The 1,019-nt window shown below is 47.4% G+C and carries 2 protein-coding genes; one reads left to right on the top strand and one right to left on the bottom strand.

Going from position 1 to position 1,019, the window contains the following annotated elements; all coding sequences use genetic code 11:
* A partial coding sequence (locus tag ACQY8X_RS20925; protein ID WP_428037066.1) for an IclR family transcriptional regulator domain-containing protein occupies nt 1–478 on the top strand: 478 nt, incomplete at its 5' end.
* Between the two features lie 61 nt (nt 479–539).
* On the opposite strand, the gene ACQY8X_RS20920 is transcribed toward ACQY8X_RS20925, so the two are convergent.
* On the bottom strand, nt 540–1,019 hold a 480-nt coding region (locus ACQY8X_RS20920), incomplete at its 5' end, for an alpha/beta fold hydrolase (RefSeq protein ID WP_428037065.1).

The raw sequence follows: 1,019 nt of genomic DNA, 5'->3' as shown, positions 1-1,019 counted from the left end.
AGAGGTTATATGGCCAACCGATCTTTGTACGCTGGATGATGATGCTATGGTCATCCGCGAAACAACCCACCGTTTCAGCAAACTTTCGTTTCACCGGGATATGGTTGGCAGGCGTTTGCCCTTGTTGATGACGGCAACAGGCAGGGCGTATATCGCTTACTGTCCGGATGACGAGCGCGAAGAGATACTCGCCCGGTTACGACAGCAGGACAGCCGGCAGGGGAGTCATGCAAACGATGAGGATTATGTTCGTCGGGTGCTTCGTCAGACCCGGGAGCAGGGGTATGGTGCTAACAATCAGGACTGGGGGGATGAGGGAAATATTGCCGCAATCGCCAGGCCGATTATGCGTGAAAATGAAGTAGTAGGGTGTTTGAATCTGGTATATATCGCTAAAGCGATGTCGACCGAAAAGGCAGCGAAAAAATATCTGAAGAAAATGAATGATGTTATTCTGAAAATAGAGGAACAGTTGTAGCTGAAATAATATTTTTTCGAAAAACGGGCTGTTAAATAATAAAATAACAGCCCGTCATTATTTAATGCTTCAGGAAGTCTAAAACCATTCTGTTAAATGTATCTGCGTGTTCCCACTGTGCCCAGTGACCACAATTATTAAAGATATGTAACTGTGCATTAGGGATCCCACGAATTAGCTTGAGGCCGATATCCATTGGCACAAAACGGTCATCGCGTCCCCAGACAACCAGCGTCTCAGCCTTAATTTCTGCCAGCCGCGGACCAAAATCAGGGAACTGTTTAGGATTGGCTTCGAGACTTTTAACGAAGTTTTCCAGATGATCTTTACGGGACAACATATTGTCCAGACGCAGCTGGAACATCTCGTCGGTCAGATGACTGCTGTCGTAAACAAATACCGACATCATCTTTTTCAGTGCTTCCAGATCGGGGCTGCGATAGAGCGCCTGAATCAGTTTGATTCCTTCCGTTGGCATCGGTACAAACTGGCTTGGCCCACCGGTACCGCCGCCCATCAGAATCAGTTTGTTAACCCGTTC

This window comes from Amphritea sp., from assembly GCF_050300915.1.
GTDB lineage: Bacteria > Pseudomonadota > Gammaproteobacteria > Pseudomonadales > Balneatricaceae > Amphritea.
This window is presented reverse-complemented; position numbering and strand designations above follow the sequence as displayed.